This is a genomic window from Pseudomonas sp. AC463, from assembly GCF_979253585.1.
Genome location: NZ_CEEDDZ010001012.1, coordinates 1 through 246 on the forward strand (window position 1 = coordinate 1; position 246 = coordinate 246).

Annotated in this window: 1 protein-coding gene; it reads right to left on the reverse strand. The window is 64.6% G+C overall.

What is annotated here, in order from left to right:
- Positions 1–234 (reverse strand): helix-turn-helix domain-containing protein (locus AC0IYH_RS33295; protein ID WP_471838684.1); only part of this gene is annotated, 234 nt, incomplete at its 3' end.
- Positions 235–246 lie beyond the last annotated feature (12 nt).

Genomic DNA, 246 nt, shown 5'->3' on the forward strand with positions numbered 1-246 from the left:
GTATTCCGCCTCAGCGAACCCGTAGGTGTCACCAGCTAGGCGCAGCAGCCGATCCCGGTCACGCACGATGACGCGCCCACGCACGGAGCGAACAGCCTCATCCTCTTCGAGCTTGTGGAGTGCGTCGGTCACGCTGCTGCGGCGGACGCCGAGCATGAGCCTGAACTCCTCGTGCGTCATGCAGATGTCGTCCTCGCGTACCCGGTCGTGATAGAGCAGGATCCATCGCGCCATCCGCCGCTCGAT